This window comes from Lysinibacillus sp. PWR01 (assembly GCF_043359455.1).
GTDB lineage: Bacteria > Bacillota > Bacilli > Bacillales_A > Planococcaceae > Lysinibacillus > Lysinibacillus fusiformis_F.
This window is the reverse complement of the sequence record NZ_JBHERJ010000080.1, coordinates 12,342-34,652: the sequence shown is the minus strand read 5'-3', so window position 1 is coordinate 34,652 and position 22,311 is coordinate 12,342. Positions and strand designations below refer to the sequence as shown.

General features: G+C 40.6%; 21 protein-coding genes and 1 riboswitch. Of the genes, 15 read left to right on the top strand and 6 right to left on the bottom strand.

The window, feature by feature from the left end:
* Position 1: 1 nt before the first annotated feature.
* A complete protein-coding gene (locus ACEVFT_RS17720) occupies positions 2–829 on the top strand; it encodes a C40 family peptidase (protein ID WP_393950887.1) in 828 nt (275 codons plus the stop codon).
* Here ACEVFT_RS17720 and ACEVFT_RS17715 read toward each other — a convergent pair.
* The 3 genes from ACEVFT_RS17715 to ACEVFT_RS17705 all read right to left on the bottom strand — a co-directional run bounded on the left by ACEVFT_RS17715 (position 826) and on the right by ACEVFT_RS17705 (position 3,644).
* Positions 826–1,176 (bottom strand): hypothetical protein, encoded by a 351-nt coding sequence (locus ACEVFT_RS17715; protein WP_393950886.1) that lies wholly within the window; start codon positions 1,174–1,176, stop codon positions 826–828. The genes ACEVFT_RS17720 and ACEVFT_RS17715 overlap by 4 nt on opposite strands.
* A 190-nt stretch (positions 1,177–1,366) precedes the next feature.
* Positions 1,367–2,125 carry a glucosaminidase domain-containing protein gene (locus tag ACEVFT_RS17710; RefSeq protein WP_393950885.1) on the bottom strand — a complete coding sequence of 253 codons (759 nt, stop codon included), beginning with the start codon at positions 2,123–2,125 and terminating at the stop codon, positions 1,367–1,369.
* 130 nt (positions 2,126–2,255) lie between these two features.
* A complete protein-coding gene (locus ACEVFT_RS17705; RefSeq protein WP_393950884.1) occupies positions 2,256–3,644 on the bottom strand; it encodes a hypothetical protein in 1,389 nt (462 codons plus the stop codon).
* 146 nt (positions 3,645–3,790) lie between these two features.
* Between ACEVFT_RS17705 and ACEVFT_RS17700 the strand changes: the two genes are divergently transcribed.
* The 11 genes from ACEVFT_RS17700 (at position 3,791) to ACEVFT_RS17650 (ending at position 14,771) form a co-directional block, all read left to right on the top strand.
* Positions 3,791–4,849, top strand: a complete 1,059-nt coding sequence (locus ACEVFT_RS17700) for an AAA family ATPase (RefSeq protein WP_342534364.1) — start codon at positions 3,791–3,793, stop codon at positions 4,847–4,849.
* Between the two features lie 3 nt (positions 4,850–4,852).
* The gene (locus ACEVFT_RS17695; RefSeq protein ID WP_393950883.1) at positions 4,853–6,649 is read left to right on the top strand and encodes a vWA domain-containing protein; all 1,797 of its coding nucleotides are present in this window, start codon (positions 4,853–4,855) and stop codon (positions 6,647–6,649) included.
* Positions 6,650–6,741: 92 nt separating this feature from the next.
* Entirely contained in the window at positions 6,742–7,698 is a 957-nt protein-coding gene (locus tag ACEVFT_RS17690) for an ABC transporter ATP-binding protein (protein WP_393950882.1), read from the top strand.
* The gene (gene opuFB, locus ACEVFT_RS17685; protein ID WP_393950881.1) at positions 7,688–9,208 is read left to right on the top strand and encodes an osmoprotectant update ABC transporter permease/substrate-binding subunit OpuFB; all 1,521 of its coding nucleotides are present in this window, start codon (positions 7,688–7,690) and stop codon (positions 9,206–9,208) included. Before ACEVFT_RS17690 ends, opuFB begins: the two co-directional genes overlap by 11 nt.
* Positions 9,209–9,326: 118 nt before the next feature.
* Positions 9,327–9,965 (top strand): DUF2975 domain-containing protein, encoded by a 639-nt coding sequence (locus ACEVFT_RS17680; RefSeq protein WP_393950880.1) that lies wholly within the window; start codon positions 9,327–9,329, stop codon positions 9,963–9,965.
* 11 nt (positions 9,966–9,976) lie between these two features.
* Positions 9,977–10,195, top strand: a complete 219-nt coding sequence (locus ACEVFT_RS17675; RefSeq protein ID WP_205442729.1) for a helix-turn-helix domain-containing protein — start codon at positions 9,977–9,979, stop codon at positions 10,193–10,195.
* Positions 10,196–10,220: 25 nt separating this feature from the next.
* Positions 10,221–10,544, top strand: a complete 324-nt coding sequence (locus ACEVFT_RS17670) for a DMT family transporter (protein ID WP_393950879.1) — start codon at positions 10,221–10,223, stop codon at positions 10,542–10,544.
* A 14-nt stretch (positions 10,545–10,558) separates the two neighbouring features.
* Positions 10,559–10,900, top strand: coding sequence for a DMT family transporter (locus ACEVFT_RS17665; protein ID WP_393950878.1), 342 nt, complete (start codon positions 10,559–10,561; stop codon positions 10,898–10,900).
* Positions 10,901–11,257: 357 nt separating this feature from the next.
* Positions 11,258–11,917, top strand: a complete 660-nt coding sequence (locus tag ACEVFT_RS17660) for an HAD family hydrolase (protein WP_393950877.1) — start codon at positions 11,258–11,260, stop codon at positions 11,915–11,917.
* 150 nt (positions 11,918–12,067) lie between these two features.
* Positions 12,068–12,499 carry a hypothetical protein gene (locus ACEVFT_RS17655; protein ID WP_342443235.1) on the top strand — a complete coding sequence of 144 codons (432 nt, stop codon included), beginning with the start codon at positions 12,068–12,070 and terminating at the stop codon, positions 12,497–12,499.
* A gap of 79 nt (positions 12,500–12,578) precedes the next feature.
* Positions 12,579–14,771 (top strand): YheC/YheD family protein, encoded by a 2,193-nt coding sequence (locus tag ACEVFT_RS17650; protein ID WP_393950876.1) that lies wholly within the window; start codon positions 12,579–12,581, stop codon positions 14,769–14,771.
* Positions 14,772–14,847: 76 nt separating this feature from the next.
* On the opposite strand, the gene ACEVFT_RS17645 is transcribed toward ACEVFT_RS17650, so the two are convergent.
* Positions 14,848–16,059 carry an ATP-grasp domain-containing protein gene (locus tag ACEVFT_RS17645; protein ID WP_393950875.1) on the bottom strand — a complete coding sequence of 404 codons (1,212 nt, stop codon included), beginning with the start codon at positions 16,057–16,059 and terminating at the stop codon, positions 14,848–14,850.
* Positions 16,060–16,199: 140 nt separating this feature from the next.
* Between ACEVFT_RS17645 and ACEVFT_RS17640 the strand changes: the two genes are divergently transcribed.
* Together ACEVFT_RS17640 and ACEVFT_RS17635 are read left to right on the top strand one after the other, a co-directional pair.
* The gene (locus tag ACEVFT_RS17640; RefSeq protein ID WP_393950874.1) at positions 16,200–17,594 is read left to right on the top strand and encodes a Mur ligase family protein; all 1,395 of its coding nucleotides are present in this window, start codon (positions 16,200–16,202) and stop codon (positions 17,592–17,594) included.
* A 157-nt stretch (positions 17,595–17,751) separates the two neighbouring features.
* Entirely contained in the window at positions 17,752–19,122 is a 1,371-nt protein-coding gene (locus tag ACEVFT_RS17635; protein WP_393950873.1) for a UDP-N-acetylmuramoyl-tripeptide--D-alanyl-D-alanine ligase, read from the top strand.
* A gap of 41 nt (positions 19,123–19,163) precedes the next feature.
* Here ACEVFT_RS17635 and ACEVFT_RS17630 read toward each other — a convergent pair whose 3' ends face one another.
* A complete protein-coding gene (locus ACEVFT_RS17630; RefSeq protein ID WP_393950872.1) occupies positions 19,164–20,519 on the bottom strand; it encodes a C40 family peptidase in 1,356 nt (451 codons plus the stop codon).
* A gap of 243 nt (positions 20,520–20,762) precedes the next feature.
* Positions 20,763–21,128 carry a VOC family protein gene (locus ACEVFT_RS17625; RefSeq protein ID WP_205442744.1) on the bottom strand — a complete coding sequence of 122 codons (366 nt, stop codon included), beginning with the start codon at positions 21,126–21,128 and terminating at the stop codon, positions 20,763–20,765.
* A gap of 776 nt (positions 21,129–21,904) precedes the next feature.
* A riboswitch (cobalamin riboswitch) is annotated at positions 21,905–22,096 on the top strand.
* A gap of 30 nt (positions 22,097–22,126) precedes the next feature.
* Between ACEVFT_RS17625 and ACEVFT_RS17620 the strand changes: the two genes are divergently transcribed.
* Complete coding sequence (locus tag ACEVFT_RS17620; protein WP_279381284.1) at positions 22,127–22,249, top strand: hypothetical protein; 123 nt, start codon at positions 22,127–22,129, stop codon at positions 22,247–22,249.
* The last annotated feature ends 62 nt before the right edge of the window (positions 22,250–22,311 follow it).

Sequence of the window (22,311 nt, the reverse complement as noted above, 5' to 3'; positions counted from 1 at the left end):
GATGATGGCTATCGTTACAGCCATGATGGCAAGTTTGCATGCCATGCCAGATAAAGCTTCTGAATTAGTCGATGAAGTACTGTATGGGATGACCGTAGAGATCGTCAGTGATGTCAATGAAGCTTGGGTTTTTATCCGAACAGCCTATCGTTACGAGGGGTATTGTCAGAGGGCACACTTACTGCAAGAGGCAACACTTGCATCTACGTGGCAACAAGAAGCACAGCATGTCATTTGTCAAAGCTTTGCCGATGTTTTACAGCAACCACGTATCCAAAGTACAAAGCTGTTAACGCTAGTAAAAGGCTCATCCATTCGTGTTATGTCAGACGAAGCAGTACCTGAAGAATGGTCAGCCGTACAACTAGTATCAGGACAAACAGGGTATGTTCGAACAAAATGGCTACAGCCTAAAATAACAGTACAGTCATTATCGGAGCAGCAGTTCCGAGAAAATGTTGTGGAAACAGCGCTCAGCTATTTAACGGCCCCTTATCGCTGGGGTGGCAAATCGCCATTCGGTATTGATTGCTCTGGTTTGTGTTCGATGGCCTATCTGTTAAACGGTGTCTATATTTATCGAGATGCCCGAATAGTAGAGGGCTTCCCGATCGTTAGCATCGACCAAGACCAGATGCAGAAGGGTGATTTAATCTATTTTCCAGGTCATATTGCTTTATATATGGGGGATGATTTGTATGTCCACTCATCGTTGGGCGGTAATGAAGTAACGGTTAATAGTTTAGATGCCAAACATCCCCTCTATCGACAGGATTTAGCCACGACCATACTAGCAGTAGGTACTTTATTTAACGCACAGAAGGATTAGCTGAGCTCCCTACTAGAATGATGCTTGAGGGCCATCCCCATTTTCAGGATGATGAACGTACTGAGCTGGAACAGCACTAATCCGATGAGCTGCCATAAGCCGATTAAAAATGTACGCATGCATAAATCAAAGGCTGCTTCACCTGGAGGCATATCTGGATAGGGCTCTAATTGCCAATAATGCCACACAAAATAACAGGCTAAAGAGGTGCCTTGTCCGACATAGATAAAGATCCAATGAATAGAAGATGCTACTCTTTGTCGACTACACCATAGCAAGAAGTTCAATAAAATAATAAGCGTGGGGAAAATAATAAGATGAAAAGAACCCTCCGCTATTTTTGTCATGAAATATAGATTGTAGCTAAGCTGAATCAATGGCAAGAGCACAAGGTTCACGGCGAGAAGACGGAGCAATTGTGTACGCTTCACTGTTTTCCTGTCCTTTCTGTAATTTTTACATGAAGACGTTTGCCAAACGGATTAGTTTCATGAGAAAAAACGTCCATACTCGTTGGTGAGTCATGGACGTTTTGGGTTAATAATGATAAATATTGAGTTGTTGGCCTGCCTCCAGTCGATCTGTTCGAAGTTGATTCCATTGTTTCAGTGATGTCACTTTCACATTATAGGCTTCTGCAATCTTCATAAGTGAATCGCCATCAGCCACCGTAATGGTTTTCTTATCTTTTACTGGACTATCATATTGTTGCAGGTCATATTTTGCGATCAATGTATTTAATTTTTCATTGTAAGCCGAATCAGTTGCATAAGAGCCTGTTAAAAATTTCGTCGCATCTGTATAGACCGTCGTGTTGCTTTTGAAAACGCCTGCGTAAAAATCTTTATTCCACGAAACCCCATTTCGCATTAATTTTACATAATCCTGCATGGATGCCTCATAGGAAGGGTATTTGCGGAAGGCAGCCATGATCGTGGAAAGTTTGCCTGACCCATCATCCTCTGTTGTTTCGAGTGTGACGGAATTATTTTGGTAGCTGCCTTTCATACCGAATAGATTATAATTAGGGGCAGAGCCAAGTCCACTTTGCCCATGCTCACTTTCTAGAATCGCCTGAGCAATCATCACGGATGCATATAAGTCATTGTCAGCACCAAGATCTCGTGCCGTTTCTGCAATCTCACCGATAAATTCTTCCACACTTGGACGATCATCAATAACCACAGACTCTTCTCTTTCAGTCGTATTAAATAACTGTGTCACCATATAAAACGAAATACAAATAACAACAACGGCAATCATAAGTCCTTTAAAAAAATTTAGCACGTATTTCATTGTAGCTGGATGTTGGTCGTGACCACATCTCCCTCCCTTCTATTAAAAGTTTAGCTATCTCTCATTATTACAGAGAGTGAAAGAGATGTATAGTTGAATAGACTTCATCATTAATAGAACGTTTCTTGCCTTAATTAGTTCCTATATCTATCTTAAAATTCTGAGACATAAATTGTTTGAATCTCTCAAAATATCGCTCGGACGCTTCCCATTGTGTCGTGTTCAAATAGGATAGCTCTTGACGACCAACATCGTTAGGAGGCTGATAATGACGGGAAACATAGGCTTCATTTTCGAGCGTATAAAAATAATAGGCTTCGTCAGGCGTATGAATTTCAATACGAGCATGTATCCTATCACCATCCTCATCCAAATAGGCTTGACGGAAGCTGTAGCATTTGGAACCATCCCAGAATCCATCATGCTCCTCGTCTAAATCCTGAATTGCAGGATGCTGGAACATTTGTTGTACATCTCGCACCTCAATCGTATGCAAATAAAGCTCTGCTACATTGATGCAAGTTAACAGCATCAACCAGTGCTCCTGAATATCCACGAAATGCTCCTGCGATGATTCTGTAATATCCCACCATTCAGCTTCTTCATCTAGCGTTTTTGTCAGGAGGGAGACGGATTGATCGTCATTAAGCCAAATAAAATAGTGACACTGTGCGGACTTCATATAAACACTGTCATTGCGTACATCACCATCAGCATTGGTATGTGCACGCTGAATCATGAAATAAACATCCTGTTCCGTCAAATCGAATGAAGGATTGTCAGGTGTCATCAGAATACATGAAGTCAGCTTTAGCATGTTTTCCGCATTAATCGAAGGGTGCGTGAAATAAATAGGAGATGCTATTGTCCTTTGAGGAACGCTTGTAAATTGAGTGAGTGCGGAACGTCCTTCTTTAAGAATTTGCACAAGTGAAGTGAAGGAAAAGCCGATGTCATCCTCATCCTCAGGTAAAAATATCTCTTCTATTAAAATGTCTTCAATACGGATAGGGAGTTCCTGAAAAACACCATCTCCGTGCCATATATTTACGATACAAGGAATCGACTTCTGGCCCTTTACGCTGATGCGATACTCATCATCCTGAACCAATATTGCCGCCTGAAGATTGCCATTCACAATCGTTTCGCCATGATTGTATGAGCCACATAAAATATTCTCGACCGTCAGATGCCCGTGCACATAGATTTCCTGACCGCCTACTGCTATATTTTTAGCCATTACATTGCCCATCACCATCAGCCCAATTGCACCATCTGTCTCTAAATTATAGAGGGTGTCTACGGTTAAATGGCCATTGATGAAAATGAGAATGGTCTTATCTTGCTGTGGAAAAGGCATATCCCAGTCCAAATTAAGGGAGGAGAGTGTCAAATCGCCCTCATAGTACGCTACTAGATCATCTTCACTAAAATCCTTGTAAAACTTTGCCCACCAAGAGTCTGTTGGAAACCTTTGAGCTAGTTGTGAAATCGCCATAAACTGAAAGCCATTATACATAGGTCACGACCTCTCTATTACAATTTTTATTATCTTCTCACAGCAAGTAATTGGCAGTCAATTTCATAGAATGGTAGAGACAAGAATAATTTCATAGAAAATGGTATTATTAACCTTTAAAACAATGAGTTGAAAGGGAGTTTTGATTGAATACGATTTTTAGTGTTACACAAAAACAACTATATGATTTTCTACTGAATGTAGCGACAATCAGACCGGTCTTTATTTGGGGAGCGCCTGGCATTGGGAAATCCGCGATTGTTGAAAATTTCGCTAGTGAATTAGGCTTGCCCTGTGTGTCGTTATTGGGCAGTCAGCTAGCACCTGAGGATATTATTGGTGTTCCACAGATTAAGGATGGCTACAGTGTTTTCTGTCCACCTAAAATGATTGCACGCGATGAACCCTATTGCCTTTTTTTAGATGAATTAAATGCTTGCTCACAGGAAGTACAAAAAGCGTTTTATAGTCTTATTCATGAACGCAGAATTGGAGAGTTTAGATTGCCAGAGGGCACGATTGTTATTGGTGCAGGCAATCGAGCGCAGGATAACGCGATTGTTAAACCGATGTCCTCCGCATTAATCAATCGAATGGTCCATGTTCAGCTTAGGGCATCCCATAAAGATTGGCTTGAATGGGCCTATGCACATGAACTACATCCATATGTGATTGAGTATATTCAAATGCGTCCCGATCATTTATGGAACGAACCACCGAAAACAGAAGAACCCTTCTCCACACCTCGTTCATGGCATATGCTAAGTGATTGTTTGTATGCATACGGCAACAGCTTGCAAGAACAAACAATCGATCTCTTAGCAAGTAGCTGCCTATCTGCGCATACTGCCAGTCAATTTAAAGCCTTTATCAAGCAAGTGCGAAGTAAATATGATCTCGCCAAAATTATCCAAGGAGAATTACGTTGGCCAGATCAACCAGAAGAAAGAGATTTGCTTTATTTCATGGCGCAATCCTTCCGTGCTCAGTTACTGAAGGAGCTTCCGAACGAGCATACGACTTTGAAGGGAAATCAACGACAATTAGCCTTTCGTGCCAAGGACTTGATCAAGGACCTATCATCCATCAGTTTAGAAATTGCACAGATGGTTGTGTCAGAGCAAAAGGGTGAAGCGTTACCTGCCTGGTTTATGCTGGAGGTTATCCGAGATTTACCACGTTTAGTAGCCAAAAAGGAAGGTTAGCTTATGGCCAAAAAAAAGAAAACATCACAGCAGGAGCATAAAAATGAGAAAGCCATTGCACGTGGGCATGACATTGTCTGTACACATCCCCTGTTCGAGGCATTAGGACATGCTGTTTACATGCAATACGAAAGTATGCCACAAAAAGATTGGGCTTACGTTACAAGCGCAGGTGTCATCTATGTGAATCAGGATAAAAAAGGCCAGCCAAATGAATGGGCTTATGTGATAGCGCATTGTTTGCTACACCTTGGCTTGCATCATCATCAACCAAAAGAGCAGCAGGAGCTTTGGAATATCGCCTGTGACTGCTATATAACAAAGTTTTTAGCAGAACTAAAATTTGGTCAAGCCCCAAAGGAAATGAGTAATCCACTTTTTGAAGCCTTTAGCACTGAGGAAAAATTGTATGATAGATTTTTACGCGAAGGTGTACCAAACGATTTGAAAGGCTATAGTACAATGCCAGGACAAGTGGATTTTGTTATTTCACAAAATAAAACAGGCTATCTTTATCGAGGCAATAGTAATTTCGCCGCGTTATTTGCAGAAGGCTTATCGAAAGCAGTGCAAAGTGCCATTCGGGTAGCAGGTGGGGTAGAAAATACATTAGGAGGCACAACGAGGGTAACACAAGCACAGCGCGCAAAGGCTTGGTTTATGAGCTCCTATCCCTTATTTGGGGCTTTAGCGGCTGACTTTACAATAATTGAAGATCCACTTATTTGTACAAGAATGGATATCTCGGTCGCGGCTATTGCAGTGGAAACAAAGGAGATTTATTTGAATACGGCCGTGGGCATGACCGATGAGGAAATGCGGTTTTTACTGGCACACGAACTGCTTCATGCGGGATTAAGCCATGCGACACGCAGACAAGGACGTGATCCCTATTTATGGAATGTTGCCTGTGATTATGTTATCAATGGCTGGCTCATCGATATGAAAATCGGCGAGATGCCAGCATTTGGCGGGCTATATGATCCAGTATTAAAAGGGCTCTCGGCAGAATCTATTTATGATCGCATTGTTACGGATATTAGGATGTATCGCAAATTAAGAACCTTTCGAGGGCAGGGCATAGGAGATATGATCGAAACGAATCCACCAGACTTTTGGGAAGGCAAGGTAGGCGTGGATTTGGATGCTTTTTATAAAAGGGCATTAAGTCAAGGGTTAAGCTATCATATGACCCAAGAGAGAGGATACTTGCCACAAGGGCTCATTGAGGAAATTCGTAGCCTAGCACAGCCTCCTATTGCCTGGGATGTGGCATTAGCCAATTGGTTTGATCGGATGTTTCAACCAATAGAGAAAGTGAGAACGTATGCACGCCCAAGTAGAAGGCAAGCATCGACACCGGATATCGCTCGACCAAGATGGATTCATCAAAGCGGAGAGGAAGATGGGCGCACTTTCGCAGTCCTTATTGATACATCAGGCTCCATGGATCGCCTCCTACTAGGAAAAGCACTCGGCACAATAGCGAGCTATAGCATCACTAGAGATGTTCCCTTTGTTCGCGTTATATTTTGTGATGCTGTTGCCTATGACGCAGGCTATCTAGCACCTGAAGAACTATTAACGAAAGTGAAAGTAAGAGGTAGAGGAGGCACGGTATTACAGCCTGGTATACAGCTACTTGAAGAAGCACAGGATTTTCCCAAGGATGGTCCTATCCTGATTATTACAGATGGTCAATGTGATCGTTTAGCCATTAAAAGAGAGCATGCCTTCGTACTACCACAGGGGGCCAAGCTACCGTTTGTGCCCAAAGGCGAGGTATTTAGAATGAAATAGCTTCACCTATCTACAAATGTTTGAAATGAATTTTGTTGGTGAAATATAAAAAGTGAACGCACTTCATGAGCAAATTCTAAAGGAGATGACAGATGATTACATTTGATAATGTCTCAAAACAATATGATAACGACCAAATAGCTGTCAAAGAACTAAATGTAGAAATTAAAAAGGGTGAATTCTTTGTTATTATCGGTCCTAGTGGATGCGGCAAAACGACTTTATTGAAGATGATTAATCGATTAATCCCCTTAACAGCAGGCACTATCTGGATTAATGATAAAAGAATTAGCGATTATAATATCCATGAGCTGCGTTGGAGTATCGGCTATGTACTACAGCAAATCGCCCTCTTTCCACATATGACGATTGAAGAAAACATTGCCATCGTGCCAGAGTTGAAGAATTGGAGTAAAACGAAAATCCATCAGCGAGTGGACGAACTATTAGCGTTGGTGGGGCTAGAGCCTGCAAAATATCGTCAGCGTAAACCAAAGGAATTATCAGGAGGCGAACAGCAAAGGGTTGGCGTTGTTCGAGCCTTGGCAGCTGATCCAGAGATTATTTTAATGGATGAGCCCTTTAGTGCGCTAGATCCTATCAGTCGCACCAAACTACAGGATGATCTACTAGAGATGCAGCGTACCATTCAGAAAACCATTGTATTTGTATCTCATGATATGCAGGAAGCGCTGAAATTAGGGGATCGCCTCTGTATTATGAAAGATGGCGAAATTGTTCAGATAGGCACGCCACAGCAATTGCTGCAAAATCCTGTAAATGATTTTGTCCAACAGTTTATTGGTGGCAAGCAGACAGATCAATTGTTTACGATGCATGATGTGCTACAACCAATCGTAGCGACAAACGACTTTGGGGATACGATTCCTGTCGATGCTTCGTTTACGATGCTTCTTGAAAAATTAGCGAAGCATGACTTGTTGGGTGTCGAAGAGAATGGCAAGCGCATTGGCATGGTGACAAGAGCTTCTATGCTGCGTTATTTAGCAGAGGATTCTAAGAAAAGAGGACATGCACATGGTGGCTAATGTGGTGGATGTATTTCAGGAACGGAAGGCACAGCTACTGGCGGCATTGCTAGAGCATATCCAAATCTCTTTTATTGCACTATTTTTTGCTGTCCTCATCGCCATTCCTCTAGGTATCTATTTAACCAATAAAAAGAAAATAGCAGAAAGCATTATTGGGGTCAGTGCGGTGCTACAAACAATTCCTTCCTTAGCGTTGCTCGGCTTATTGATTCCTTTATTCGGTATTGGGAAAGTTCCCGCTATTATTGCGTTAGTCGTCTATGCGCTGTTGCCTATTCTACGAAACACCTACACGGGGATTAATGAAGTCGATCCATCACTGAAGGAAGCGGCATTAGCGATGGGGATGAATCGATCAAAGCGTTTAGTAAAGGTTGAGCTACCACTCGCTATGCCTGTTATGATGGCTGGTATTCGCACAGCAATGGTGCTGATTGTGGGCACTGCAACATTAGCGGCTTTAATTGGTGCAGGAGGTTTAGGGGATATCATTTTACTTGGGATTGACCGAAATAACACAGCCCTCATTCTTATAGGAGCCATTCCCGCCGCTATTTTAGCCCTGATTTTTGATGTAGCGCTCAAAAAATTAGAAACCCTGTCCTTTAAAAAAACAATGACGACTTTGAGTGCCATTAGTTTAGCGGCACTCGTAATGATTTTCTTCCCGCTACTAAGCAGTAAACAGCAAGATGAAATTGTCATTGCAGGAAAGCTTGGTGCGGAGCCTGAGATTCTTATCAATATGTATAAATTATTGATTGAGCAGGAGACAGATTTAACAGTGCAATTAAAGCCAGGGCTTGGTAAAACCTCATTTGTTTTCAATGCATTAAAATCGGGCAGTATTGATATTTATCCTGAATTTACGGGCACAGCCATTTCGGAATTTTTAAAGGAAGAAGCGATTAATCATAACCAAGAGGACGTCTATCGTCAGGCAAAAGAAGGGATGCAGGAGCAATTCGATATGGTCATGCTTAGTCCCATGAGCTATAACAATACGTATGCACTCGCTGTATCACAGGAGCTGGCTGAGAGCTATCAACTGCAAAAAATCTCAGACCTTAAGCCGATAGAGCAGAAGGTGAAAGCAGGCTTTACATTAGAATTTAATGACCGTGAGGATGGCTATGTGGGCATTCAAAAACGATATGGGATTGCCTTTACAACGCTTGCAACGATGGAGCCAAAGCTTCGCTATCAGGCGATACAATCAGGTGATATTAATTTGCTCGATGCTTATTCAACGGATAGTGAAATTCGTCAATACAAGCTACGCGTATTGGAGGACGACCAAGCATTGTTTCCACCATACCAGGGAGCGCCTTTACTAAGGAAAGAAACGCTGACTGACTATCCAGAGATTGGAAAAGCATTAAATCAACTAGCTGATCGCATTACAGATGATGAAATGCGAGAAATGAATTATCAAGTGAATGTAGAAGGAAAGCTTGCAGCAGAAGTAGCAAAAGAATATTTAGTAAAGATAGGATTACTAAAATAAGCCCTCTAGTTTTAGAGGGTTTATTTTTATCAATAATTTATTAATGATAAACGTTAAAAAATTATTGATAGGAATAAAAAGGGATGTATAATAGAAAGAAGGGAGGGAGATGTTGACAATGGGGCAAACAATTCAAAGTAAAGAATTTCGATGGATGACAAAGGGGCTTCGTACCGTTTTTACCATCATCATGGTGGTGATGATTTTTGCCTTGACGATGCTTGCGATTTTTATGGTGGGGGCAATGGTAGTATCAGAGCAACAAGTGAATCATTTATTAGCGAAGGGGAGTGTGACAGCTGCCGTTCAGTTAGAAGGATTGGAAATGAAGCTGGCAGACCATGTGACAAGGGACATTCACTATTCAAAAAAAGATGTCGTGACCTTCCTCTTTACTGCTACAATATACATAGCTATTTTATTAATTATTATTGTACAAGTAAGGAATATTTTAAGTAATTTATCAAAAGGTATTGTATTTTCACTCGCTAATAGTAAAAAAATGGAGAGAATTGCCTACTGTGTGATGGTATTGAGCTTGACTGTGAATGCATTTCGTACATATACCGTCTATCTAATTATGCAGCAATTCCAACTGGAGTCCCGATTTGTAGAGTCGGGTTTGATTAAGGGGATTAGCTATCATTTTACAGGCATTCATTGGACTCTATTACTATGTGGTGTGGTGATTTGGACCATTGCACGTATTTTCCGATACGGTGCATTTCTCCAGGATGAATATGATGCAACAGCTTAGGAAGTGAGAACATGACTATAATTATTCGTTTAGATCGCATGCTAGCGGATCGTAAAATGCAGCTGAGTGAACTTGCAGAGAAGGTTGATGTCTCGATTGTCAATCTCTCTAATTTAAAAACGGGCAAGGTAAGAGCCGTACGTTTTTCTACATTAAATGCCATTTGTAAAGCTTTGGGCTGCCAGCCAGGAGACATCTTGGAATATGTAGAGGAAGAAGATCACATCTAGAAGCAAAGCAGAAAGGATTTTATGAATGACGGCTTTTAGTTTTTTAATGCTCGCTATTATAGCAGAGGTTTTTGCCAGTTCCATGCTCAAGCGTACGGAAGGCTTCACACGAATAGGGCCATCAATCGGTGTGGTAGTTGGCTATGGAACGGCATTTTATTGTTTAGCCTTAACATTAAAAGTAATTCCTATTGGCACAGCCTATGCAATATGGGCAGGTTTAGGGACAGCGCTAACCGCAATTGTAGGTGTTGTCCTCTATAAGGAACGATTTAATCGCAAGAAGGTATTAGGGATTCTATGCATTATTATGGGTGTCGTGGTACTCAATCTTGCGGGTGGTCATTAGGAGGCTGAACAGCAGTGAAAGGCTATTTATTTTTAACACTATCGATTATAAGCGAGGTCTTGGCAACAACCATGCTGAAGTTCTCAAACGGTTTTACTGTACTAGCTCCATCATTGGCGGTCGCAATTGGCTATGGTATTTCGTTTTATAGCTTATCGCTCTGCTTGAAAACCATGCCCTTAAGCTTAGCCTACGCCATCTGGTCAGGTGTCGGCACAGCTTTAACCGTTCTGGTAGGCATTGTCATTTGGCACGATATGTTTACTGTTTATTCTGCGATTGGCATAGCCCTCATTATTGGAGGCGTTATCTTGTTGAATCAGGGGGATAAGGGTGGAGAAGAGTTGGAATCGTGAGCGTAGGCGGATAGAGATGCGAAAGTAGCGGATAGCGTGTCCAAATTGAAGGATAGGATTAGCAAAGTAGCGGATAGCAGGTCTAAATTGAAGGATAGAATTAGCAAATTGAAGGATAGCTTCGCAAAAGAGTTGGAATCAAGAGGATAAGGGGATAGAGATGCAAAATTAGCGGATAGCAGGTCCAAATTGAAGGATAGAGATGTGAAAGTAGCGGAAAGCGTGTGTAAATTGAAGGATAGAGATAGCAGATCAATGGTTAGCAGGCCAAATTTAACGGATACTTCTGCCAAAACCTAGGCTTAGCTCACTGCAATCAACCGATGAAAACGCAAAGCATGGAATGGAGAGAATTTGATGATAAAAGCTCTAATTTTTGATTTTGACGGTACAATTATTGATACAGAAACAGCATGGTATAACGTTTTTAGAGATGCCTATGCACAATATGGTGTTGACTTATCGTTGGCAACCTATGCTAAGTGCCTTGGTACTAATCTTCAAACTTTTAATCCCTATACATATCTTGTTACACATCATCAAATACAATTGGATGTGGAGGCATTTCAAACATCCATTCAGCAACGCCATGCACAATGGATGGAAACGGAAACGCTCAGACCTGGTATTTTAACGTTGCTACAGCAGGCAAAGGAAGCGGGTTTACAAATCGGTCTTGCTAGTAGCTCAAGTCGTCAATGGATTGATCTATATGTCGATAAACTGGGTATCCGACATTACTTTGATTGCTTTTGTACCGCTGACACTGTAACAAATGTTAAGCCTGATCCGGAGCTTTACTTGCAGGCGCTTGAACAATTGGGTGTAGAGGCTAATGAAGCTATTGCAATTGAGGATTCACCGAATGGCGCACAAGCCGCAGTAGCAGCAGGGCTTTATACAGTGGTCATGCCGAACGAGATTACCAAGCAATTACCGTTCAATACAAAACACAACACAGTGGATACATTAGAACATTGTACTATACAGGATTTCCTAGCATGTTTTTCAAAATAAACTTATGGCAAAAGCCTCCCCATTCAATGGTGGAGGTTTTTTTAGTTTCTTTGTGAAGAAGTCGCCATATTTTTTGTCGCAACATATGATAACGAGAGGGCAACTTACACGGATCAAATCGCATATTCAAACTAGAGAGGGGGCTACGAATTGAATAGTGATAAGAAAAAAAATCACTTTTTATGTGAAGCTTTAAGTGATTTGAAGGATCTTCAGGATATCATGATGAATTTTCATTCTAAATATTTTGGTCAGCTACTTACTAAAATTGTCGGGAGTGATACGATTCCATTTTTTTTAATTACCCATAGTGGTGCGCATTTAAGCTTGTTGGATACAGTGAAACAGTTTGAGACAGAGTTTTTCCGCATTGAGGCTGTTGATAGAGAGCGTTGCCGTGGCACAGTGTCGTTGTTGCGTGCTTTTGATTATGAAGGAAACGATACAAATTCGATTGCAGATGTGGTGAGGTTAGAAAAAACAAGTATAGAAAAATCCATTGAACTCAGTGGGATATCGGCCATTCAGCTCTTAAAGCCAGACATGTTGAAGGGGAAATTTATCATAGAGCCGAAATGGTAGTGCCATATTAAACTACTAAAGCTAGAGCATCTGTCTATATGCAAGGGATACAAAGTGAATGTAATAGAGAGAGAATCTAATGAAAGGAAGTTTAGCTATGACGATTATTGGTATGCTGCATCATCGACTTGATCCAACAACAGTGCTCAAGTCCTATGCCTTTGCAGCAGTTGCGAAAGCTGAAGGCGCAACGTTTTTTTATTTCACACCTAAAAGTGTGGACTTTGCCAAACGTTCTATTCGAGCAAAGGTCTATGAGGATGGGCAATGGCAGGAAAAAACGATGCCTTTTCCTGATGTAATTTATAATGCAGGAAGCCCTGAGAAATTATCTGTATCGAAAGAGATTATTGACCGTTTAAAAGAGGAGATTCCATTTACAACCCATTCAATCGGGAACAAATGGAATGTGATGAAACGATTACAAGAAGCGAAGGAATTTGACCAATATTTGATTCCCTCTGAAATTGTAAAGGATGCCGATTTATTTCATAAGTTCGTTAATTATTATAAACGGGTTGTGTTTAAGCCGATTGATGGACGAAAAGGGAAGGGCATTTATTTTATTACGAAGGCGGGAGCCAAGTATTTTGAGGTTCGAAAGGATAGCATCACGACAACCTATACAAAACCACAATTGGATGCATTGATAAAGGAGCAACTTACGTCTGGCACCTTTATTATGCAGCCGTATATTCAATCCGTTACTAGATCCGGTCAGGTCTATGATTTCCGTCTGCATGTCCAAAAAAATGGGGAAGGTAAATGGGTAGTGACGACGGTGTATCCACGCATTGCACCGAATGGCTCCATCATACCGAATATTAACAATGGCGGCTATACCAATTATTTAGATCCTTTTTTGGAACAGGAGTTTAAGGAAGAGGCCTATAATATTCGGCGAATGCTGGAGCAATTTTCGCTATCGTTGGCGCATCATCTGGATGAAATTCAAATGGCGAAATTTGGGGAAGTTATTGATGAAATTGGCATTGATGTGGGTTTAGATCAAAATCAAAAAATTTGGATGTATGAGGTCAATTGGCGCCCAGGCTGTCCTCCTGCCTTTTACTTGGAATTAGATGTGGTCATCCATTCCATCCGCTATGCGATGTATCTTGCCAAAAATCAAAAACCTCTGAAAAAGAATATTGTCCAACAAAAAAGTAAGCAGGTGGAGACAAAGAAAAGCCTGCCGATTATTGCGATTACGGGAAGTGCAGGGAAAACCACGACAAAGGCATTTGTTGGCTCCATCTTATCGAAAAAGTGGAATGTATTTGAATCAAAGGATTATTGGAATACGACGGAGCATACGAAAAAGCATAAGGAAGAGATCAACGATACGCATCAGGCCGTTGTATTAGAGTACGGTATGGCCTATCCAGGCATTATTACCAATCACTGTAGCATCATCCAGCCGAATATTAGTATTGTGACGAATATAGGCTTAGCCCATGTTGGGAACTTTGATGGAGATGTAAGGGGCGTTGCCAAGGCGAAATCGGAATTAATTCATGGTATGGATCAACAGGGCTTGCTCATTGTCAATCAAGATGATGACAATTCAAGATACTTAGAGACACAGCAATTCAAAGGGAAAATCATCACGGTGGGCATTAAAAAAGAAGCGGACTACCGTGCGTATGATCTGCAGTATAAAGATGTCGGTATGTCCTTTAAAATGAAGCTACATGGGCAGGAAATAGAATTGTATATTCCTATATTAGGAGAACATCATGTTTACAATGCACTGAATGCAGTGGCAGTGGCTGATCTTTTAGGGTTTAGCCCCCTTGATATTCAGGCAGGGCTCAACTTTAAAAAACCGCCAAGACGCTTAACGATTTATGATTGCCGTGATGATATAACGGTTATTGATGATACGGTTCACTCTCATCCGCAGGGGGTTCGTGCTGCGCTTGATGTGTTGACGAATATTGCGACGAATCGCAAGGTAGCCATTATTGGGCAAATGCGAGAACTGGGTGTCTTGAGGGAAGAGGAGTATCGCAAGGTTGGGGAGTACGTGCATGAAATAGGCATCGATGAATTTATTACCTATGGCTTTAGGACCGATGAAATGAGTAATGCAGCCATCGCAAAGGGCATGGACCCAGCCAGAGTACACCATTTTATTAATAAGGACCAATTGCATGTCCTTCTTGAAAAGCTCATTAAGCCTCATGATACCATTCTCGTAAAAGGTGCCAGTAAAACCAATATGTTTGAAACCGTGAAATTTTTAGATCAAACGTTTAAAGAAGAATAAACGATTACGACTTATGAAGATAAAAAAGCCCGAGTAACTGTCCACTGACTAGCGGCAATTATTCGGGATATTTTTTTCAAACTCTCAAAATAAATTTTATTTCTTTTGCTGCATTGATGGCGTGATTTCTCGCTTCCTTCAAGGTTGCACCTTCTGCAATGACATAGGCGTAACGGTGACCCATCGATAAAGGTGGGGTGAGGAGGGTGCCTTTTCTTGGTTTGACATACACTTCTACGACGCCAGTTGATTTTGTCGCTCTTGCCCTGCCAATAACCTTTTCTAAAATCCCTCTACTTTCCACAATGACATATTTTGTATAGACAAATTTTTTGTGTCTTGGTTGCAGATTAGGCTGTTCTCCTAGCAAAATCTTCAGTGTTTCTTCTACTAAACTAAAACCTAGAGCTGCTTGTAGCATATTGTTCATGGCGCCACCTGAAATTCGAGGATTGATCTCGATGAGTTTCCAACCATTTTGGGTTAATCGAAGCTCTAAATGGAGCGCCCCATTTTCAATACCAAAGGCTTTCACGATGGAATGAAGTACCTCCTCGATGCCTGATTGGATGTTTTGAGGGGCTTTCACTAGTACACCGTAGCCTGTAATAATAAATCGTTTTCCTTGTGTAATTTCCTGCTCAATAATACCAATGACATGTGGTTGTCGTTGATAGACAACCGCCTCCACTAAATATTGAGGACCATCTAGATATTCTTCAATCATGATGGTTTCATAGGGATTTTTACTGCGTAGTGCTTTGAGGTGGTTATGGAGCTGATCGGCATCCGTTGCTAGTAAAACATCTTTTGAGCCTGTTGATTTAGGAGATTTTACGATTAATGGGAAGGTCAAATTTTTTGCAATGGGTTCGTTAGGTTTCATGAGCGAGAACTTTGGCGAATATGGCTGGTCTTGTAAAAACTTTCTTGTTTTTTCTTTATCCTCCATGGTTTCAATCGCGCTGGAGGATGTGTAGTTCTGACAAAATTCATCACATAACATTGAAGCAACATGGACAAAGGGATCAACAAAACTAACGATACTTTTAATATTTAATCCGGTTTTTCCTAGTTTCTCTATTTCATCTTTCATGCTCTCGATATCAAAAGTATCAATGAGTATCATTTTATGGATGTCGGGGTAGGCTCTGCGCTGCTGAAGTTGTTTTTCATTATTTGTGAAAAGTACTGTGAAGTAGCCTAATTTTTCTGCTGCCCTTGTTGCTTCACGACTAGACCCAGATTTGTTTGTACCGATAAATACAATGGCTTTCAGGTATATCACTCCTTCTATTGGTACTTAGATACTTAATCACCTTTATATATATGCAATGAAATAGATTTCCTCTAGTTATGTATCTTGTCTACATCCAAGCAACTTTTAAGAGGTTACATATACTAGAAAAGAAAGGAGGGAGAAAAGATATGAAGCCTCTTTCGGTGAAAAATTTAGCAATGATTACGGCAGGCTATCTAGTGCACGGGTTAGAGGATACACTGATTCAGCATGGCGCTTATCGATTAAAACAAGTGAAAAAGTCCAATACGGCCCTTTTTACAAGTAAACGTATTGTCAATTGGAAAAGTCTAGAGCCACTTTCTCCTCTGGTGCTAGTGACCGATAGAGCTTATCGACCAACTGACATTCCCAACCATGTCATTATGATACAGGTAGCGAATGCAGAAGAGGCCTACTGGAAATTTGTTCATTTTTATCGCAGCCAGTTTCATATTCCGATTGTCGCGATCACAGGTACATCAGGTAAAACAACGACAAAAGAGATGATTAAACATATTCTTTCGGCTGATCGGAAAGTGACTGCGACGACACTTAGCAGTAATTCTAGAACCGCTTCCTTGCAATATTTATTAGGTATAGAGGAAGAAACAGAGGCTGCCGTTTTTGAAACAGCAGTTGGCTCACCAGGAGATGTCACGAATGCGGGGAAATATTTTAAACCGACAATCGGTATTATTACGAATATCGGAGCCCATCATTTAAATTATTGCAAAACATTAGAAGGCTATATTCAAGCAAAGGGAGAAATGCTAGATATCATTCATCCAAAAGGTACATTAATAATCAATGCTGAAGATGTGAATACGAAAAAAATAGATGTTTCGAGATTTCGTGGGCGTTTAATTAAGGTAGGAATGCATGATTCCTGTGATTTTCGAGCGAGCCATATCCACTATTATCAAAAGGGAATGAAATTTGTCCTGCACCATAACAGAAAAAGCTATGACATTCATGTGCCAGGATTTGGGGAGCATCAGGTTTATAATGCCCTTGCTGCCATTGCAGCAGTTTACGATATGGGGATGCCTATTCCAGTCGCAGCAAAACAGCTCCAATCATTCCGTCAATTGAAAAAACAACTGCAACTCTTTGAGGGCATTAATCATTCCATGTTATTGGATGATACATGGAGTATTACAACCACTTCCTTAGAGGCAGCCTTAAAAGTGTTGAATGAGCTAGGTGACGGCAAGAAGAAGATTGCTGTTATTGGTACGATTACCGATTTAGGTTCGTGGGGCTATATTATTCACGAACAAGCGGGTGAATTAATCCAACGTATTGGCGTGGATGTCCTGATTACCATTGGGGAGCATGCAAGGATTATGGCTGATCATGCAGTAAAGCTAGGATTTAGCGCACCTGTTTATACATTTAAAAATAGTACGCTAGTCTATCCGTTATTGCAGAAGATTGTCGATGAAAATACCATCATTCTCATTAAGGGAGATATGTATAGCAAACAGGTTTCTACACTAGCAACGGAGCTAAAGTTAAAACCTCCACCACCTGCAAATTAGCTTCTTTCCATATAGGATATTGACTGTGCCACATAGAAGAGCTTGCTAATAAGGTATAGTAATTGATCAAAAGGCAGCACGCTAGATCAAGAGAAAAAATAAGTCATCTACAAGATTGATAAAGAGAGGAGGCGTAGTACACTTGCAATCTATTAGTGTGCAAAAACTTAGGAATGTCCTACAGGGAAAGCTCATTCACGGATCAGATCAATGGTCTGTTAAGCAGGCAATCTACTATAATCGGCATGATTTAACAAAAAGTCATTCACTTATGTTTGTTAGTCGAAACGATCAAATCAATTGGCAAGAGATTGATCGGAAAGGTCCGTCTCTCATCATATCCGATAAACCGTCTACAGAGTTAAAAAATGCACTAGCGAATACAACCGTTTTACAAGTAAAAAGTGTTGCACAGGCCTACTGGACATTTATCGAGTATTATCGTGGACTCTTTCAAATTCCCGTTGTGGCTTTAACAGGAACTTGTGGTAAAACAACGACAAAAGAGATGTTAAAACATATTGCTAGTAAGCATTGGCAAGTGCAAGCATCTGTCAGCAGTAAAAACGAGCCAAGGCAATCACTACCTTATTTGACGGGCATTGATGATAAAACACAAGCCGCTATCTTTGAATTAGGCTTAGGGAATACGGGGAATATTAAACATCAATGTATGATCTATCAACCGACTATCGGGATTATTACAAATATTGGTGTGCATCATCTAGATGGCTGTCTCAATCTGGAAGGCTATATTAAGGCCAAGTCAGAAATTGTGGAAGGTATTAAAGAAGATGGCACGTTAATCATCAATGCTGATGATGCCAATACCAAAAAAATCTCCTTGAAAAGATTTAAAGGGAAGATTATCAAGTTTGGCTTACAGGATACAGCTGATTACAAGGCTTCGAAAGTGGAGTTTGCCAATACGGGCATGAAGTTTGTTTTAGAGGTAGCGGATGAAACGTACAATGTATTTGTCCCTGGCTATGGCGAGCATCAGGTCTATAATGCTTTAGCCGCCATCGCAGCCAGTCATGAAATGGGTCTGACCATTCGTCAGGCAATAGCAGGGCTAAGAACGTTTAAACAGATGGCAAGACATTTAGAATTTACGACAGGACTTGGTGACAGTACGATTATTGATGATACGTGGACAAATAACCCGACATCTGTAGAGGCAGCCTTAAAAGTGTTAGATACGGTAGGAAAAGACAAAAAAGTCATTCTTGTTTTAGGGGATATTAAGCGATTAGGCAATTTTGAAGAAAAATATCATCGCGAAATCGGCTCCATGGTAGCGCTAAGAAAGATCGATACCTTAATTACCATCGGCAAAAGGGCAGAGAAAATTGCCGATCAAGCACAAAAGGATGGAACCAGCGCAGAGGTTCATACGTTTAAAGAGGTAGCAGGCGTTTTAGAATTATTGAAACCAAAGCTTGATGCAGACACGATTGTCTTAATAAAAGGACCAATGTCTAGTAGATCCATGATTGAATTTGCTAATAAACTGAAAAACGCATAGAAAAAGGGTGTCTCAACATGAGTGAGACACCCCATCCTAATTTATTTTAAAACCCGTCGAGCGGTTACAAAATTCTTTTGTGCCCAAGTCGAAGAAATGTTTTGTTTCACAATATTATTAGTTGTCATACTAATATATTGGTTATTCCCTATATAAATACCCGTTTGTGTGATTTCTTGGCCACCATTATTCGTAGAGAAGAATAGTAGATCCCCTTTTTGAAGCTGTGATTTTTGAATACGTGTCCCTACTAAAGCCTGTTTACTTGCTAGTTTATCTTTTAAATCAATACCATGCTTTTTAAAGACATAATAAGTAAAACCCGCACTTGTAAAAGTCAGTGCACTCTCATTGTACGTATAGCCGAATTTTGCTTTGCTTGTTAAGCCCGAAGCAGTGGCAATAATTTTATCGGCAGATGTACTTGCTGAAGGTGCACTTACACTGGGTGTAGAGGTGCTATCAGAGAAAACGCGCTTCGCTGTAATATAATGTTCAGTATAATAATCTACAAATAACACTCTTGTCATCACACCATCTGAATTAGGGATAATGATACGGTGATCACCTGCATAAATTCCGACAAGTGAAGGTGTTTTAGAGCCTTTGACACTATTAAAGAAGACTAAATCACCCTTCTTCAAGTTAGCACGTGCCACAGTAGATCCTTGGTTCATTAAGTCGTTTAATGAAGTTGAGCCGAGTGTCACACCACTTTTACGATAGATGAAATCAACAAAAGTTGGAGCTGTAAAGCGTAGACTAGCCTCATTTGTTGTTGAGCTAATTGTTACTTTGTTTTTGTATGTGAGGGCATTCTCTACAATTTTATCGCCTTTTGTAGCTGGATTGGCAGATAGTAGGGTAGGTAATACTCTACGTGCAGATACATAGTTTTCCGTATAATACGGCTTACTATTTAAATCAGAGATAACAATATTTTGTTTGGTATCAGCCATGTGGATGATTTTATTGTCTCCGATATACATACCGACATGATCGGGATCAGTCCCTGTTTTTTTACTTTTAAAGAACACTAAATCGCCTTTTTGTAATTGGTTTCTCGCTACATAGGTCCCTTGCTGAATCATATAATTTTCATTATACGTACCAAGGTCTACCCCGTTTTTCTCGAAGATGTACATTAAAAATGAAGCACAAGAAAATTTGTATGGGTATGTAGGCTTGTAAACCGAATTGCTGTATGTTGCTTGCCCCATTAAGCTTTTACCAGTCTGAATTAATTGGTCTGCTTTTGCAGCTACCGCCTGTGCGTTGTTCTGGGCATTGGTTGTCGCAGCCTCTACTTGTATCGGCTGGATCGCTGTTTGCACCATTCCAAATGAACTAAATCCAATTGTTAATGCAAGTGTTGTAGATAAAAATCGTTTATTCATGTTGTGTATAACCTCCTAAAGCATCTAGTAGGATTTCTCCTGTATACCTTTGCCATGGAAATAATCGTAGCATGAAAATGTAGGGCTTCTGGGCGGTAAATGTTACCAGGGTAACGGAAGGTAGGGCCTCAACACTTGCTATAAAAGGCTTTATCAAGGGAATTTACAGTTTTATTACAAATGTTTCAGTAAGATGTAATATGGAACAATTCCATGAAAAAAACTGCCCCAAAACGAGGCAGCTTACACGATTTCCTGTATCATTTCTACGCGATTGCCAAACGGATCACGGAATTCAAAGCGCTCGTAATGAGGAATGGGCACAGAATCGAGTATCTCGATTTGATGTTCTGCGAGTTTCTTCCTCCAATACTGAATATCCGCTACTTGATACGCAATATGCGCCTTTGTTGTCAAACGATCGAAGCCATCTTCCGTGCCCACATGAACCTCCTGCTGACCAAGCTGTAACCAAAATCCCCCACGACCTTTAAGTGAGTCCGGTTTCTCCAATTCCTGAAGTCCTAAGACACGGCAATAAAAATCCTTCCCCTGCTCCTCACAGCCTTTCGGAATCGTAATTTGCACGTGATGTAAACCCATAATCATCTCATAACGCCCCCTTTTTTCCTTAATTATAGAGTAATTTCTAAATATTTGAAATTAAAGAGGAGGAAAGCTGGTAAATAGGTGGATAGAACTCCGAAAGTAGAGGATAGCGCTCCAAAACTGGCGGATAGAATCATCAAAGAGAAGGATAGCGTTTAAACTGCTGGATAGAATCTCAAAAGTAGAGGATAGCGTTCTAAAAGTGGTGGATAGAATCATCAAAGAGAAGGGTAGCGCTTAAACAGGTGGATAGAATCTCAAAAGTGAAGGATAGAGTTTAAACAGGAGGATAGAACTCCGAAAGTAGAGGATAGCACTCCAAAAGTGGTGGATAGAATCATCAAAGAGAAGGATAGAATTTAAACTAGTGGATAGAATCTCAAAAGTAGAGGAAAGCTTTATAAAACTGGCGGATAGAATCATCAAAGAGAAGGATAGAGTTTAAACTAGTGGATAGAATCTCAAAAGTAGAGGATAGCGTTCTAAAAGTGGTGGATAGAATCATCAAAGAGAAGGATAGAGTTTAAACTAGTGGATAGAATCTCAAAAGTAGAGGATAGCGTTCTAAAAGTGGTGGATAGAATCATCAAAGAGAAGGATAGAGTTTAAACTGCTGGATAGAAATCCAAAAGTAGAGGAAAGCGTTCCAAAACTAGTGGTTAGAACCTCAAAAGTAAAGGATAGCACGCCAAAACTAGTGGTTAGAACCTCAAAAGTGAAGGAAAGCGCGACATTTCTATGCTGTTTAGATTTAATACTATGGTATAATAATAAAAACGGAATAATAGGATAGAGGTACAAATCCGATTTTTGGATTTGTTTAAAAGGGAAGATCGGTGTGAATCCGACGCTGTCCCGCAACTGTAAATGGGAGCACATTTCAAAAGGCCACTGTTACGAGTCGTAATGGGAAGGTGAAAGGTGTGATGAACATGAGCCAGGAGACCTGCCTTTATCTAGTACAGCCAAAAAACCTACGCGGATAGGGGGTGTTGAGTGTGACTAGAGAATTTCTCCTGCATGCTCATAGTACGATGATTGCTAAAAAGGTAGCTTCTATGTTTAATAGAAAGCTTCTTTCGAGTTGGCAGCCATCGTATTATGTCGTGTATTTGTCATAGTAGACATCTTTCTGATGAGGGAAAGATGTTTTTTTATGTAAAAAATTAAAGGAGCGGTCCAC